10 protein-coding genes and 2 riboswitches are annotated in these 15,760 nt (G+C 62.1%); of the genes, 5 read left to right on the top strand and 5 right to left on the bottom strand.

Annotated features, from left to right (window positions below; all coding sequences use genetic code 11):
* Positions 1-52: 52 nt before the first annotated feature.
* Entirely contained in the window at positions 53-3,763 is a 3,711-nt protein-coding gene (metH, locus tag GIV26_RS08990; protein WP_181125337.1) for a methionine synthase, read from the bottom strand.
* Positions 3,764-3,930: 167 nt separating this feature from the next.
* Between metH and GIV26_RS08985 the strand changes: the two genes are divergently transcribed.
* From GIV26_RS08985 to nfuA, 3 genes are all read left to right on the top strand, one after another.
* A complete protein-coding gene (locus GIV26_RS08985; protein WP_236280128.1) occupies positions 3,931-6,222 on the top strand; it encodes a fatty acid cis/trans isomerase in 2,292 nt (763 codons plus the stop codon).
* 85 nt (positions 6,223-6,307) lie between these two features.
* A complete protein-coding gene (locus GIV26_RS08980) occupies positions 6,308-7,333 on the top strand; it encodes an acyltransferase family protein (protein ID WP_236280126.1) in 1,026 nt (341 codons plus the stop codon).
* A 59-nt stretch (positions 7,334-7,392) separates the two neighbouring features.
* Positions 7,393-7,977 (top strand): Fe-S biogenesis protein NfuA, encoded by a 585-nt coding sequence (gene nfuA, locus GIV26_RS08975; RefSeq protein WP_003190728.1) that lies wholly within the window; start codon positions 7,393-7,395, stop codon positions 7,975-7,977.
* A 191-nt stretch (positions 7,978-8,168) separates the two neighbouring features.
* Here nfuA and cobM read toward each other — a convergent pair whose 3' ends face one another.
* From cobM to GIV26_RS08955, 4 genes are all read right to left on the bottom strand, one after another.
* A complete protein-coding gene (gene cobM, locus GIV26_RS08970) occupies positions 8,169-8,915 on the bottom strand; it encodes a precorrin-4 C(11)-methyltransferase (RefSeq protein ID WP_096144266.1) in 747 nt (248 codons plus the stop codon).
* Positions 8,916-8,985: 70 nt separating this feature from the next.
* Entirely contained in the window at positions 8,986-9,378 is a 393-nt protein-coding gene (locus GIV26_RS08965) for a cobalamin biosynthesis protein (RefSeq protein ID WP_236280124.1), read from the bottom strand.
* Positions 9,375-10,079: a CbtA family protein gene (locus tag GIV26_RS08960; RefSeq protein ID WP_198791216.1), complete on the bottom strand. Its 705-nt coding sequence runs from the start codon at positions 10,077-10,079 to the stop codon at positions 9,375-9,377. Before GIV26_RS08960 ends, GIV26_RS08965 begins: the two co-directional genes overlap by 4 nt.
* A gap of 11 nt (positions 10,080-10,090) precedes the next feature.
* Positions 10,091-10,279 carry a CbtB domain-containing protein gene (locus tag GIV26_RS08955; RefSeq protein ID WP_003190735.1) on the bottom strand — a complete coding sequence of 63 codons (189 nt, stop codon included), beginning with the start codon at positions 10,277-10,279 and terminating at the stop codon, positions 10,091-10,093.
* Between the two features lie 97 nt (positions 10,280-10,376).
* Positions 10,377-10,590, bottom strand: a riboswitch (cobalamin riboswitch).
* A 41-nt stretch (positions 10,591-10,631) separates the two neighbouring features.
* A riboswitch (cobalamin riboswitch) is annotated at positions 10,632-10,831 on the top strand.
* A gap of 92 nt (positions 10,832-10,923) precedes the next feature.
* On the opposite strand from GIV26_RS08955, the gene cobW reads away from it, so the two are divergent.
* The gene (gene cobW / locus GIV26_RS08950; protein WP_034126057.1) at positions 10,924-11,985 is read left to right on the top strand and encodes a cobalamin biosynthesis protein CobW; all 1,062 of its coding nucleotides are present in this window, start codon (positions 10,924-10,926) and stop codon (positions 11,983-11,985) included.
* 2 nt (positions 11,986-11,987) lie between these two features.
* Positions 11,988-15,749 carry a cobaltochelatase subunit CobN gene (gene cobN, locus GIV26_RS08945; RefSeq protein WP_236280122.1) on the top strand — a complete coding sequence of 1,254 codons (3,762 nt, stop codon included), beginning with the start codon at positions 11,988-11,990 and terminating at the stop codon, positions 15,747-15,749.
* Positions 15,750-15,760: the final 11 nt, after the last annotated feature.

Below are 15,760 nucleotides of genomic sequence, written 5' to 3'. Positions count from 1 at the left end.
TGAGTCATCGTAGGTGCGGTAAACGGTTACCGCAGCCAGTAGCAGCGTTACCTCAGTTGTCGTAGCCCAGATTCGGCGCCAGCCAACGCTCCGTCACGCTCAGGTCCTGGCCTTTGCGTGCCGTGTAGCTGGTGACCTGATCCTTGTCGACCTTGCCCACGGCGAAGTACTGCGCCTGTGGGTGGGCAAAATACCAGCCGCTGACCGCTGCCGCCGGGAACATTGCGTAGTGCTCGGTGAGGAACACGCCGCTGCGACCAGCGTGCATTTCGCGGGCTTGGGGGTCGAGCAGTTGGAACAGCTGGGCTTTTTCGGTGTGATCCGGGCACGCCGGGTAGCCGGGGGCAGGGCGGATGCCGCTGTATTGCTCCTTGATCAGCGCCTCGTTGTCCAGTTGCTCGTCCTTGGCGTAGCCCCAGTGTTCTTTACGCACTTGCTGGTGCAGCCATTCGGCGCAGGCTTCGGCCAGGCGGTCGGCGAGGGCCTTGACCATGATCGAGTTGTAGTCATCGCCCGCGTCCTGGTAAGCCTTGGCCACTTCCTCGGCACCGATGCCGGCGGTGGTGATGAACCCACCGATGTAATCGGTCACGCCGCTGTCCTTGGGGGCGACGAAGTCGGCGAGGGAGAAGTTCGGTTTGCCGTCGGTCTTGATGATCTGCTGGCGCAGGTGGTGCAGCCTGGCAATAGGCTGGCCGTCGTCGCCGTAGACTTCCAGGTCGTCATCCTGCACTTGGTTGGTCGGCCAGAAACCGAACACCGCCCGGGCGCTGATGAGTTTCTCGTCGATCAACTTCTTGAGCATTTCCCGGGCATCGGCATACAGCGCGGTAGCCGCTTCACCTACCACCTCATCGGTGAGGATGCGCGGGAACTTGCCGGCCAGGTCCCAGGAGATGAAGAACGGCGTCCAGTCGATGTACTCGGCCAGGACGTTGAGGTCGATATTGTCCAGTACCCTGGCGCCGGTAAAGGTTGGCACCACCGGGGTGTAGCTGCTCCAGTCGAACTGCGGCTTCTTGGCGATTGCCGCCGGATAGCTCAGGCGCTCGGTGCGCGCACTGCGGTTGGAGGTGCGCTCACGTACGTCGATGTATTCCAGGCGGGTCTTCTCGACGAAACCGGCCTTCAATTCCTTGGACAGCAACTGGGTGGCCACGCCCACGGCGCGGGAGGCGTCGGTGACGTAGATCACCGCGTCATTGCTGTACTTGGGCTCGATCTTCACCGCCGTATGCGCCTTGGAGGTGGTGGCGCCACCGATCATCAGCGGCAGGTGGAAATCCTGGCGCTGCATCTCGCGGGCCACATGCACCATTTCATCCAGGGACGGCGTGATCAGGCCGGACAGGCCAATGATGTCGCATTTCTGCTCCTTGGCCACCTGCAGGATCTTCTCCGCCGGCACCATCACGCCCAGGTCGACAATGTCATAGCCGTTGCAACCCAGCACCACGCCGACAATGTTCTTGCCGATGTCATGCACGTCGCCCTTGACCGTGGCCATCAGGATCTTGCCCTTGGCTTCGGGTTTGTCGCCTTTTTCCAGCTCGATGAACGGAATCAAGTGCGCCACCGCCTGCTTCATCACCCGGGCGGATTTCACTACCTGGGGCAGGAACATCTTGCCGGCGCCAAACAGGTCGCCAACGATGTTCATGCCCGACATCAACGGGCCTTCGATCACTTCGATCGGGCGCGCAAACGACAGGCGCGACTCTTCGGTGTCTTCGACGATGTGCGTGGTGATGCCCTTGACCAGCGCATGTTCCAGGCGCTTGTTGACCTCCCAGCCACGCCATTCCTCGGTCTCGGCTTCCTTGACGCTGCCGTCGCCCTTGTACTTGTCGGCAATCGCCAGCAGGGCGTCGGTGCCTTCGGGTGTGCGGTTGAGTACCACGTCTTCGACGGCGTCACGCAGCTCGGCGGGGATCTGGTCGTAGATCTCCAACTGGCCGGCGTTGACGATACCCATGGTCAGGCCCGCACGGATCGCATGCAGCAGGAACACCGAGTGGATCGCTTCGCGCACCGGGTTGTTGCCGCGGAACGAGAACGACACGTTGGACACGCCACCGGAGGTCAGCGCATACGGTAGTTCGTCGCGGATATAGGCACAGGCGTTGATGAAGTCGACGGCGTAGTTGTTGTGCTCTTCGATACCGGTGGCGACCGCGAAGATGTTCGGGTCGAAGATGATGTCTTCCGGCGGGAAGCCGACTTCGTTGACCAGGATGTCGTAGGAGCGTTTGCAGATTTCTTTCTTGCGCGCTTCGGTGTCGGCCTGGCCGGCTTCGTCAAAGGCCATCACCACCACCGCCGCGCCGTAGCGCTTGCACAGCTTGGCGTGGTGAATGAACTGCTCCACGCCTTCCTTCATGCTGATGGAGTTGACGATGCCCTTGCCCTGGATGCATTTGAGGCCGGCTTCGATCACTTCCCACTTGGAGGAGTCGATCATGATCGGTACGCGGGAGATGTCTGGCTCGCCGGCGATCAGATTGAGGAAGGTCACCATGGCCTTCTTCGAATCCAGCATGCCTTCGTCCATGTTGATGTCGATCACCTGGGCGCCGGCTTCCACCTGCTGCAGGGCGACTTCCAGGGCTTCGGTGTAGTTGTCTTCGCGGATCAGGCGGGCGAACTTGGCCGAGCCTGTGATGTTGGTACGTTCGCCGACGTTGACGAACAACGAACTGCGGTCGATGGTGAACGGCTCCAGGCCCGACAGGCGGCAAGCCTTGGGAATATCCGGGATCGAGCGCGGCGCGTAACCGGCCACAGCCTTGGCGATGGCTTCGATATGCCCAGGCGTGGTGCCGCAGCAACCGCCGACGATGTTCAGGAAGCCGCTTTGGGCGAATTCTTCGATGACCTTGGCGGTTTCTGACGGCAGTTCGTCGTACTCGCCGAATTCGTTGGGCAGACCGGCGTTGGGGTGCGCCGAAACGTGGGTGTTGGCCTTGTTCGACAACTCTTCCAGGTAGGGGCGCAGCTCGCTGGCCCCCAGGGCACAGTTCAAACCGACCGAGATCGGCTTGGCGTGCGCCACGGAGTTCCAGAACGCTTCGGTGGTCTGGCCCGACAGGGTACGGCCGGACGCGTCGGTGATGGTGCCGGAGATCATGATCGGCAGTTCCACGCCCAGTTCCTCGAACACCCCTTGCACGGCGAAAATCGCGGCCTTGGCGTTAAGGGTGTCGAAGATGGTTTCGATCAGGATCAGGTCGGCGCCGCCTTCGATCAGGCCCTTGGTGGCTTCGGTGTAGTTTTCCACCAGCTCATCGAAGGTCACGTTGCGGTAGCCGGGGTTGTTCACGTCCGGCGACAGCGAGCAAGTGCGGCTGGTCGGGCCCAGTACACCGGCGACAAAACGCGGTTTGGCCGGGTTCTCGTGGGTTTTGGCGTCGGCCACCTTGCGCGCCAGGCGTGCGCCTTCCACGTTCAGTTCATAGGCCAGTTCTTCCATGCCGTAGTCGGCCATGGAGATACGCGTGGCGTTGAAGGTGTTGGTTTCAAGAATGTCGGCGCCGGCGTCCAGGTAGGCTTTTTCAATGCCGCCGATCACGTCCGGGCGGGTCAGCACCAGCAGGTCGTTGTTGCCCTTGACGTCGCTTGGCCAATCGGCGAAGCGTTTGCCACGGTAGTCCTGCTCCTCGAGCTTATAGCTCTGGATCATCGTGCCCATGCCACCGTCCAGGATCAGGATACGTTCCTTGAGGGCTTGGTGAAGGGCTTGCAGGCGAGCGCTACGATCGGGCATGGGACTACTCTGGTCAGGCATTACGGAGGGCGTGAATCATAGCAAACCTGTGCCGATTTGGAGCATGTCCGGGTTGTGCATGAATATCGCTCATGTTGCTGGCGGTCATGGCCCGGTAGAATCACCGCCATTTCACAGACCGCACGCCTTGAATCGGGACCCGATACATGTCACTTCGTTTGATCGTCAGCGCCGTCCTGGCCTTGATAGCCAGTACTGCGCAGGCAGAGGGTCCCGCTTCGGCGATTTCCTATACCCGCGATATCCAACCGATCTTCACCGAGAAATGCGTGGCCTGCCACGCCTGCTACGACTCCGCCTGCCAGCTCAACCTCGGGAGCGCCGAGGGCGCCGCACGCGGGGCAAGCAAAATGCCGGTGTATGACGGCGAGCGCAGCCAGGCCACGCCAACTACGCGGTTGTTTTATGACGCATTCGGTAAGCAGGCGTGGCAGCAGAAGGGCTTCTATTCGGTGCTGGACGCCCAGGGCAGCCAGGCTGCGCTGATGGCGCGCATGCTGGAGCTGGGGCACAACGCGCCGCTGGCGCCCAATGCCAAGCTGCCCGACAACATTGTGCTGGGGCTCAACCGCGAAAATATGTGCGCAACGCCCGGAGAGTTCAATGCCTATGCCGGCGCTCACCCCAAGGAAGGCATGCCGCTGGCGGTCACCGGCCTGACCGATCAGCAGTACCAGACTTTGCAACGCTGGCTGGCCTCCGGCGCGCCGATTGACGAGCAGGGCCTGGCGCCGAGCGCCAGGGAAGCGTTGCAAGTGCAACAGTGGGAAAACCTGTTCAACCAGCCGGGCGCCCGGGAAAGCCTGGTGGCGCGCTGGCTGTTCGAGCATTTGTTCCTGGCGCATATCTATTTCGAGAACGGCGAGCCGGGGCATTATTTCCAGTGGGTGCGTTCGCGTACGCCCAGTGGCCAGCCGATTGACCTGATCGCCACCCGCCGCCCCAACGACGACCCCGGCACCCAGGTGTACTACCGCCTGTGGCCGGTGCAGGGCGTGATCGTGCATAAAACCCACATCACTTACCCCTTCAGCGCGGCGAAGATGGCGCGGATCAAGGCATTGTTCTACGCCGCCGACTGGCAAGTCACGGCCTTGCCAGGCTACGGCCCCGGCAGCCGCGCCAACCCGTTCGCGACATTCGAAGCCATCCCGGCTAAAGCGCGTTACCAATTCATGCTCGATAACGCTGAGTACTTCGTGCGTACCTTCATTCGCGGGCCGGTGTGCCGTGGGCAGATCGCTACGGACGTGATCCGCGATAACTTCTGGACGCTGTTCCAGGACCCCGACCATGATCTGTACGTCACCGATGCGCGTTATCGCGGCCAGGCCACGCCGTTGCTGGCCATGCCCGGGCAGAATGACGATGTGGGCAGTGTGCTGAGCCTGTGGCTGGCCTATCGCGACAAGCGCAACCAGTACGAAGCCTTGCGCCGTGACAACTATGCAGACCTGCCGGCGCCGAGCTGGTCGACATTGTGGGCGGGCAATGACAATGCCTTGTTGAGCATTTTCCGCCATTTCGACAGCGCCTCGGTGACCAAGGGCCTGATTGGCGAGGTTCCGCAGACGATGTGGCTGTTCGACTACCCACTGCTGGAACGCACCTATTACCAGTTGGCGGTGAATTTCGATGTGTTTGGCAACGTCTCGCACCAGGCCCAGACCCGCCTGTATTTCGACCTGATCCGCAACGGTGCCGAGCAGAACTTCCTGCGCCTGATGCCCGCCGACACCCGCGAAGACTTCATGGACGACTGGTACCAGAACAGCGGCAAGCTCAAGCTGTGGCTGGACTACGAAGCGATTGACGATGACAAGGCCAGTGGTTTGCACCTGAGCGAAAAAGACCCCAAGCGTGACTTCGCCAACCAGTTGCTGACCCGCTACGGCCATTTGAACGCCAGCCCCGACCCGATCAACCGCTGCAGCGGCGCGTTCTGCTCCCGCGACGGCATCGACCCGGCCTTGCAGGATGCCGAACAAGCGCTGAGCCGCCTGACCTCGCGGCCGGCGGCAGGGCTCAAGGTGATCGAGCAATTGCCCGAAGCCACGATGCTGCGCATCGAAACTGCCAGCGGCAAGCGCGAGGTCTACAGCCTGCTGCGCAACCGTGCCCACAGTAACGTGGCGTTTCTGCTGGGTGAGGCGTATCGCTATCAGCCGGGCCTGGACACTGTGACCATTTACCCTGGCGTGCTCAGCAGCTACCCGAACTTCATGTTCAATATCCCGGCCCGGCAAGTGCCTGAGTTTGTCGCGCTGATGGAGCAGGCCAAGGACGCCAAGAGCTTCGAGAAAATCGTCGACCGCTGGGGTGTGCGGCGCAGCCATCCGTTGTTCTGGCAGTATTTCCACGACTTGTCGCAGTACATCCGCGAAACCACGCCGGTGGAAGAGGGCGTATTGGACATGAACCGCTATGAGAACCTATAACTATCGTTATTGATCCAGTCATCTCTCCAATCAGGTGCTGAAGCGGTCGGATATTTACCAACAGACTGGAAAAGGTTCTCCGACGATGTTGATTTCAGTGCAGGCGCTACGTGCCTTGGCGGCGTGGATGGTGGTAGGCCACCATTTCATGCAGGTGTTTTTCGACTTTGAGGCCCACAACGCGCTGGAGTATCTGCTCGCCGATAAAGGCGGTATCGGTGTGGATGTGTTCTTTGTGATCAGCGGCCTGGTGATTTTCCTGGCGAGCGCTGACAAGGCACTGACCCCCTGGCGTTTCATGCTGATGCGCGTGGCCAGGATCGCTCCGGCGTACTGGTTTTACACCTTGCTCTTGGCCCTGCTGGTGTCAGCGGTGCCCTCGATGTTTCCAGAGGTGCGACTGGAACTGAGCCGCGTGCTTCTGTCGATGCTCTTTGTGCCTGCGCAGAACCCCGGTGGGTACGGCATCTATCCCCTGTTGGATGTGGGGTGGACATTGAACTTCGAGATGCTGTTTTACGTGCTGTTCGCCTGTGCCTTGCTGGTTCACCGGGACTATCGGCTATGGGTGGTAGCGGTGCTGTTGTACCTGGTGTGTGACCTCATCGGGCCGGCCTTCGACCTGGCCGGTGGTTTTTACCGCGATGACATTGTCATCGAGTTTCTGATGGGTATCGGGATTGGCATGCTGTATCGCCGCGGCCTGTGTCGGGCCAAACCGTGGCTGCCGTTGCTGGGGATCATGGCTGCCCTGGCGGCGATTTATCACGGGGCCGATGTTCCCCGCGCGTTGGAGTGGGGCGTGCCCAGTGCACTCTTGGTCATCAGTTGCGTGACATTAGAGCCCTGTTTCAAGGGTTCCAGGGTATTGAAGATGCTCGGCGATTGCTCTTATTCGGTGTACTTGATCCATGTGCTCGTACTGGTCGCCGGGCGATGGGTTGTCGAGCGAACGGGTATGGATCCCTACGCAGTCCTGGCGGTTTGCATCGTACTGATACTGTTGGGTTCCTATGGCAGTTACCAATGGTTGGAGAAGGGAACCTATCGAATGCTCAAGCGTTGGTGGGGTATTGAGGGCCCGGAAATAATTTCCCGACAAAAATACTAGGACTTTGTACCTCTGTAATGATTTGGCGTAAACTGCGGGCAAGCCTGTGAGGAGTTTCCATGACTGCCATAACCATTACCGACGCCGCCCACGATTACCTGGCTGACCTGCTGTCCAAGCAGAACACCCCAGGTATCGGCATCCGCGTCTTTATCACCCAGCCCGGCACCCAGTACGCCGAGACTTGCATTGCCTACTGCAAGCCCGGCGAAGAAAAGCCTGAAGACACTGCCCTGGGGCTCAAAAGCTTCACCGCGTATATCGACGCCTTCAGCGAAGCCTTCCTGGACGACGCCGTGGTCGACTACGCCACCGACCGTATGGGCGGCCAGTTGACCATCAAGGCCCCCAACGCCAAGGTGCCGAACGTCAACGCCGACAGCCCGGTCAATGAGCGCATCAACTATTACCTGCAAACCGAGATCAACCCGGGGCTGGCCAGTCATGGCGGCCAGGTGAGCCTGATCGACGTGGTGGATGACGGTATTGCCGTACTGAAGTTCGGCGGCGGCTGTCAAGGCTGCGGCCAGGCGGACGTAACCCTGCGCGAAGGTATCGAGCGCACCCTGCTCGAACGCATCCCGGAGCTCAAGGGCGTACGTGACGTGACCGACCACACGCAGAAAGAAAACGCCTACTACTGAGTAAGGTGTTCACTGCGAGCATAAAAAACGGCGCCCCGTGAGCGCCGTTTTTTTATGCGCTCTTTGTAGGAGCGAGCTTGCTCGCGAAAAGCGTCAACGATAATGCGTGCTTGCTGAATAAACGCGGCGCCTATGGGGTTTTCGCGAGCAAGCTCGCTCCTACGGGGATTAGGGCAAGCCACCCCACATAATCAGGGTCTGTAAAGGTGGGCATGCCCGGCCCGATACAGCGACGACTCGCCGAAACTGTCGCTGGCCAGCACCCGGCCCACCACAATCAGCGCCGTGCGCCGGAACCCCTTGGCTGTGACCTTGGCGGCAATATCTGTCAGGGTGCCGACAACCCAATCCTGATCCGGCCAGGTCGCTCGGTGCACCACGGCAATTGGGCAATCAGCGCCATAGTGGGGCAGCAGTTCGGCGACGATCTTTTCCAGGTGATTGACCCCCAAGTGAATCGCCATGGTCGTACCATGGCGGGCCAGGCTGTCGAAGCTCTCACCGGGCGGCATGTTGGTTTTGTCGGCGTAGCGGGTCAGGATCACACTCTGGGCGATGTCCGGCAGAGTCAGCTCGGTTTCCAGCAACGCGGCGCAGGCCGCTACTGCCGTAACCCCGGGAATGATCTGAAAAGGAATACCCACTTCCCGCAAGTGGCGGATCTGCTCGCCAATCGCCCCATACAGGCTGGGATCGCCGGAGTGCACCCGCGCCACATCCTGGCCTTTGGCATGGGCCGTCTTGATCAACTCCATGATCTGTTCCAGGTGCAGCTCGGCACTGTTGACCACCTGGAACGCCTGATGACCTTCCAGTACGGCGGCGGGCACCAGCGAGCCGGCGTAGATGATCACCGGGCAACTGCGGATCAGTCGCTGGCCTTTGACGGTGATCAATTCCGGGTCGCCGGGGCCGGCGCCGATAAAGTAGACGGTCATGGAGAAGTCCTGTTCAGAAACGCGTGAGCATGAACACGGCTCATGCTCAAAAGCGGCAATTATTGGGATTTTAGCCCGCGCAGGCTAATGCAATGGTGGCCTGTGCGCTTTTCTGGCGGGTGATCAGCAGGCGCGCGGGGCCGTTGGACAGGTGCTCGGCCAGGGCCAGGGCGGCGCTTTCGGCCACCCCATAACAGCCGGTATGGGCATACGCCAGCGTTGAGCGATGACTTAGCCGATGCTCATAGTCCGCCAGTTGCTCGGCGCTGAAGCACTGCAAGGGCAGGTTCAACCGCTGGGCCAGCGCCAGCAGCCCAGGTTCATCGCGCTTGCGATCAATGCTTGCCAGCGCAGTTATGCGTGAGCGATCAATGCCTGCCGAGGCCAGGGCTCCGTCCAGCAACGCCAGCAGGCTGTGAACCTCACAGCCACGCTGGCAGCCCAAACCGACAACCAGCATCATGCCGAGTATTGGTCGTCGCGGTTGCGGCGGAACAACCAGGCGCTGATCAGGCCCAGTGCCAGCCAGAAGGCGACGTTGGTCAATTGCGCGGCGATCTTGAACTGCGCTTCGAGCGCCTCCGGGGCCAGCATCGAATGTACCTCAGGTTGCGGCGCGCCGATGACGTGGGGTACGGCAAGGATCGCCAGTCCAAGGCCTTTCAACAGCCAGTTGCGGCCGAACACGATCAGCGCCAGGCCGGCGGCGGTGGAGGCTGCGGTACCGATCCACCAGGTCTGGCGTAGCGTCAGGTCAGCCGCCGCAGTGCCGGGTAGTTCCGGTGGCAGGCCCAGGGTGGGTGCCAGTACAAAGGTCGCGTAGCCGGCCAGGCCCCAGAGCAGGCCTTGGGCAGTGCGGGTCGGCGCACGCAGCGTGTAGAGGCCGGCGAGCATCAGTGCAAAGCCTACGGCCACCACCAGGTTGCCTCCAGTGGTGGACAACACACGCTGCCAGCCATCTTCCGGCTCCCAGGCTTGGGCATCGTGGCTGTGGGCAGCAGCGCCAGCGGCGTGCTCGTGCACCACTTCAGCGGCTGGCGGGGCTTTTTCAAAGCTTTCCGCCTGCAGGATCAGCGGTGCCACCCAGAAACTTTGCAGCAGGGTCAGCAGCAAGGCAGCCAAAAGCCCAGTGAACCCTGCGGTTTGCGCAATACGCTTGATCATGTCGGCAGCTCTCAATGGCACGGGAACGCGGCGCTGTGGCGGGTATCGTGGGCGGCGTTGTGCACCGCCTCGATATGCGAGAACCCGGCGAAATACACCAAACACGCGCCGAGTATCGACGCACCGATGGCGGCGGTCAGGCGTTGGCTGAGGGTGGCGGTGCTAGTAGCGGTGTGCGAAGTGCTGCTGATGATCGACATGGCGCGTCCCTTTCAGGTGTCAGGGTGAAACGAGCGCATGAAAACCCCACGCGCCAGGCACGCAGGGTTCTGAACAGCGCCCGCCCACCGCGGGTTTGTTATCTGAATTTTTCGGGCCGGTCTCCGGGCTTGCGAGGGGCGGCTCTGGAAAGAGTCCTCCTGAAAGCATCGCCTTCCCATGCATAAAGCACAGTGGCCGTGACGCTTCGCTCGCTTACCGTTGCGGGGGCAGCACCGGACTGGTCATAGGTCTATGACGCACCGGTTTCCCGTTTCACCCTGTGAAGGGCACCCGAAACAAGGCGTGTAGGAGAGCATGGGCCGGGACGGTAGTCAAATGCTGCAAGCCACTGTAGCCTTGCACCTTCGAGGTTCTTCGGCCCAGGCCGAAGCTAAGAAGGGAACGCGGTTCAAGCCGCGGCTGCCCCCGCAACTGTGAAGGGTTCAGTTGACTGCCACGCCACTGCCGATAGGGCGGGAAGGCGCAGTCAACGTTGGTCGCAAGACCTGCACACCCCAAGCCAGGAGACCTGCCTCGTCACCGATTTTCAATTCAACCGGGCGGGGTGATCCGGTGACGAAATCCGCTGCTGCGCGCCGCCGCAGGGCCTGTCGTCCCGTATGCCCGCCCCAAAGGGCATCCGATGAAAACACTGGCCAAACTTCCCGTCACCATCGTTACCGGCTTCCTCGGCTCGGGCAAGACTACGTTGCTGCGCCATATGCTCGACAACGCCCAGGGCCGTCGCATTGCCGTGATCGTCAATGAATTTGGCGAGCTGGGCATTGACGGCGAGATCCTCAAGCAGTGCTCTATCGGTTGCACCGAGGAAGAAGCCAACGGCCGCGTGTACGAACTGGCCAACGGCTGCCTGTGCTGCACCGTGCAGGAGGAGTTCTTCCCGGTGATGCGCGAACTGGTCGCCCGTCGCGGTGACCTTGACCATATCCTGATCGAAACCTCGGGCCTGGCGTTGCCAAAACCCCTGGTGCAAGCGTTTCAGTGGCCGGAAATCCGCAGCGCCTGCACAGTTGACGCGGTGATCACCGTAGTCGACAGCCCGGCCGTGGCCGCCGGCACCTTCGCTGCGTTCCCGGATCAGGTCGACGCCCAACGCAAACTCGACCCCAATCTGGACCACGAATCACCCTTGCACGAACTGTTCGCCGACCAACTGGCCAGCGCCGACTTGGTGATCCTCAACAAAGCTGACCTGATCAGCGCCGAAGACCTGGCCCGCGTGCGCCTGGAAGTGGCCGAAGAACTGCCGCCGGCGGTGAAGATCATCGAAGCCAGCAGCGGTCGTCTGCCCCTGGACGTGCTGATCGGCCTGGGCGCCGGTTCCGAAGAGCATATCGACGGGCGTCACAGCCATCACGACCATCACCACGAGGGTGAAGACGACCACGATCACGATGCCTTTGACTCCATCTCCATCGACTTGCCCCAAGCCGATGAGGCGCTGCTGCTCGACGCCCTGACCCAATTGGTGGTGCAGCACGGCATCCTGCGGGTGAAAGGTTTCGCCGCGATCCCCAACAAACCGATGCGCCTGCTGATCCAGGGTGTGGGCACGCGCTTTGACAAACACTTCGACCGTGCCTGGGGCGCTGACGAAGCACGCACCACGCGCCTGGTGCTGATCGGCCAGGAACTGGACGCCGCTGGCCTCGAAGCGCAATTGCGCGCTGCCCTCAGCGTTTAACCATGCACCTGCTCAGGACCCAACCCGGTGGTTTCGTCGCGGACGACAATATTGCCGACCTTGGCCAGACCCCCGCTGAACTGGTGATCCTGTGCAGCGGCGACTCCAGCCTGGCGCTGCTCGCCGAAGCCGCCCAGCAATTGCCCGAGGATTACCCCAGCCTGCGCCTGGCCAACCCGATGCAGGTGCAGAACCATGCCTCGGTCGACCTGTACGTGGACGAGGTATTGCGCCACGCCAAGGTCATCCTGCTGTCATTGCACGGCGGTATCGGGTATTGGCGCTACGGCATCGAGCGCCTGGTGGAGTTGGCCGAACGCGGCGTCACCCTGATCCTGGTGCCGGGTGACGACCGTCCGGACCCGGAACTCAGCGGCCTGAGCACTGTTGCTGCCGAACACCGCGAGCGCCTGTGGCACTTCCTGCGCCAAGGTGGCCTGGGCAATGCCCTGGATTTTTACCATTGCCTGGCCAGTACCCACTTGGGCCGGGACTATGCCTGGACCGAGCCGCAAGCGCTGCCGCGCACGGCGATCTATCACCCGCACAACGCCAATGCCCGCCTCAATGACTGGCAGGCCGATTGGCACGCTGATTGGCCCGTGGCTGCGGTGCTGTTCTACCGCTCCCATTTACAGGCTGCCAATACCGGTTTTATTGATGTGTTCTGCCAGCGCTTACAGGCGGCGGGCCTCAACCCGTTGCCTGTCGCGGTGGCCAGTTTGAAAGAACCCGGCTGCCTCTCGGTGGTCGAGGACCTGTTGGATGACGTGCAAGCCGCGGTAATTCTGAACACCACCGGCTTTGCCCAATCGAGCCCGGAAGCGCCGCATTTGCGCCCGTTTCGCCGCAATATCCCGGTAATCCAGGCGATCTGCGCCCAGGACAACCAACCCGGCTGGCAGGCCAGCGAACAAGGCCTGGGGCCCCGCGACCTGGCGATGCATATCGCCTTGCCGGAGCTGGACGGGCGCATCATCAGCCGGCCGATCAGTTTCAAGGACCTGGCCTGGCGCAGCGAGCGCAGCCAGTCGGACGTGGTGTGCTACCGCGCAGCGCCCGAACGCATGGATTTTGTCGCTGAGCTGGCACGCCGTTGGGTCGAGTTGGCGCGGGTGCCCAATGCCCAGAAAAGGATTGCGTTGATCCTCGCCAACTACCCGACCCGCGACGGTCGCATCGGTAACGGCGTGGGCCTGGACACCCCGGCGGCAGCGCTGAATATCCTGCGCGCCTTGCAAACAGAGGGCTACCCGGTAGCGGAGCGGCTGCCCGACAGCGGCACCGCACTGATCCACGAACTGCTCGGCGGCGTCACCAACGACCTCGACAGCCTCGACCTGCGCCCCTGCCATCAAAGCCTGGGCCTTGTGGAATACCAGGCAATGTTTGATCGTTTGCCGGCCTCCAATCGCCAGGCCGTGCTGGAGCGTTGGGGCGCCCCGGAAAACGATCCGATGTGCCGCGATGGCCGCATGATGATCGCCGGTCTGCGCCTGGGCCTGACCTTCGTCGGCATCCAGCCGGCCCGGGGTTACCAGGTAGATGCCAGCGCGGTGTACCACGACCCGGACCTGGTGCCGCCCCATGGCTACCTGGCGTTCTATTTCTGGCTACGCCATACCTACGGCGCCCACGGCATGATCCATGTGGGCAAGCACGGCAACCTGGAGTGGCTGCCCGGCAAAGGCGTGGGCCTGTCGGAGCACTGCTGGCCGGATGCATTGCTGGGGCCGCTGCCGAATGTCTACCCGTTTATCGTCAACGACCCGGGTGAGGGCGCCCAGGCCAAGCGGCGCACCCAGGCGGTGATCATCGATCACCTGATGCCGCCGCTGACCCGCGCCGAAACCTACGGCCCGCTGCGTGACCTTGAGTTATTGGCCGACGAATATTACGAGGCGCAATTGCTCGACCCGCGCCGTGCGCTGGAGCTGCAAAAAGACATCCTCAAGCTGGTGCGCGAAACCCGTATCGACCAGGAGCTTGAACTGGGCAGTGAGGCGGACGCGGCGGTGTGGCTGCCGCGCCTGGATACCTACCTGTGCGACTTGAAGGAATCGCAGATCCGCGATGGCCTGCATATCTTTGGCGAGTCGCCCGAGGGCCGTTTGCGTATCGACACCTTGCTGGCGCTGTTGCGCATTCCCCGTGGCGATGGCCGGGGCCCGCAGTCGAGTCTGCTGCGTGTGTTGGCCAAGGCATTCGACCTGGGGTTTGATCCGCTCGATTGCGCACTGGCCGAGCCCTGGACGGGGCGGCGCCCGTTGGTGTTGCAGAAGATTGACGATCAGCTGTGGCGTACGGCCGGGGATACCCGTGAACGTCTGGAGTTGTACGCGGCGCGCTTGATCGAGCAGGCGTTGGAAGGCCCCATCGAACAGTTGGAAGAGCCCGGCTGGCAGGAGGTGAAGTCGGTGATCGAAAGCCTGCGCATTGTCGTCGCGCCACGCCTGGATGCCTGCGGCCCCGCAGAGATGCGCGGCTTGCTCGATGCCTTGAATGGGCGTTTCGTCCCGGCCGGGCCCAGCGGTGCGCCGAGTCGCGGTCGGCTGGATGTGCTGCCTACGGGGCGTAACTTCTTTACCGTGGACGTACGCAACCTGCCAACCACCACGGCGTGGCGTCTCGGTTTCCAGTCGGCCAACCTGATTCTTGAGCGGCACCTGCAAGACCATGGCGACCACCTGCGCCAGCTCGGCCTGTCGGTATGGGGCACCGCGACCATGCGCACCGGCGGTGACGATATCGCCCAGGCCATGGCACTGATGGGCGTGCGCCCGGTATGGGCCACTGGCAGTCAGCGGGTGGACGATTTCGAGATCCTGCCGATCAGCTTATTGGACCGTCCGCGTGTGGACGTGACCCTGCGCGTATCCGGGTTCTTCCGCGATGCGTTTGCCAACCTGATCCGCCTGTTCGATGCGGCGGTGCAGGCGGTGGCCGCCCTGGATGAACCCGACGACATGAACCCGCTGGCCGCCAAAGTACGCAGTGAACGCCAAGCATTGCTCGAGGCGGGCCTGGATGAAGGTGCCGCGGCCAAGCAGGCCGGCTGGCGCATTTTCGGCGCCAAACCGGGTGCCTATGGCGCGGGCGTGCAGGGCGCGATTGACGGGCGCTTGTGGCAGAGCCGCGAGGACTTGGCCGAGGTCTACCTGAACTGGGGTGGCTACGCCTACGGGGGGGCTGACGAAGGCACTGCGGCCCGCGAGCAATTTGCCCAGCGTTTGAGCCAGGTGCAGGCGGTGTTGCAGAACCAGGACAATCGCGAGCACGACTTGCTCGACTCCAACGACTACTACCAATTCCAGGGCGGCATGCTGGCCGCCGTGGAAACCCTGAGCGGCGAAAAGGCCGCCAGCTACCATGGCGACCACAGCCAGCCGGACGTGCCGAAAATCCGCACCTTGAAGGAAGAGCTCAACCGGGTGATCCGTTCCCGTGCGGCCAACCCCAAGTGGATCGAGGGCGTGAAGCGCCATGGCTATAAAGGCGCGTTTGAAATGGCCGCGACCGTGGACAACCTGTTCGCCTTCGACGCTACCACCGCGCTGATTGACGATCACCAATACGCCTTGCTCGCCGATGCCTACCTGCTGGACCCTGACACCCGTGCCTTTGTGCAACAGCACAACCCCGATGCCCTGCGCGACATGACCGAGCGCATGCTCGAAGCCCAGCAACGTGGCTTGTGGCAGGCACCGGGGGCGTACCGCGAAGCTTTGGAAAACCTGTTGCTGGACATAGAAGAAGACAGCTGAGTGCTCGTTCC

Source organism: Pseudomonas sp. PA-1-3F (genome assembly GCF_021609665.1).
Taxonomy (GTDB): domain Bacteria; phylum Pseudomonadota; class Gammaproteobacteria; order Pseudomonadales; family Pseudomonadaceae; genus Aquipseudomonas; species Aquipseudomonas paracarnis.
The sequence above is the reverse complement of the archived record's forward strand: the minus strand, read 5'-3'. Positions and strand labels throughout refer to the sequence as shown.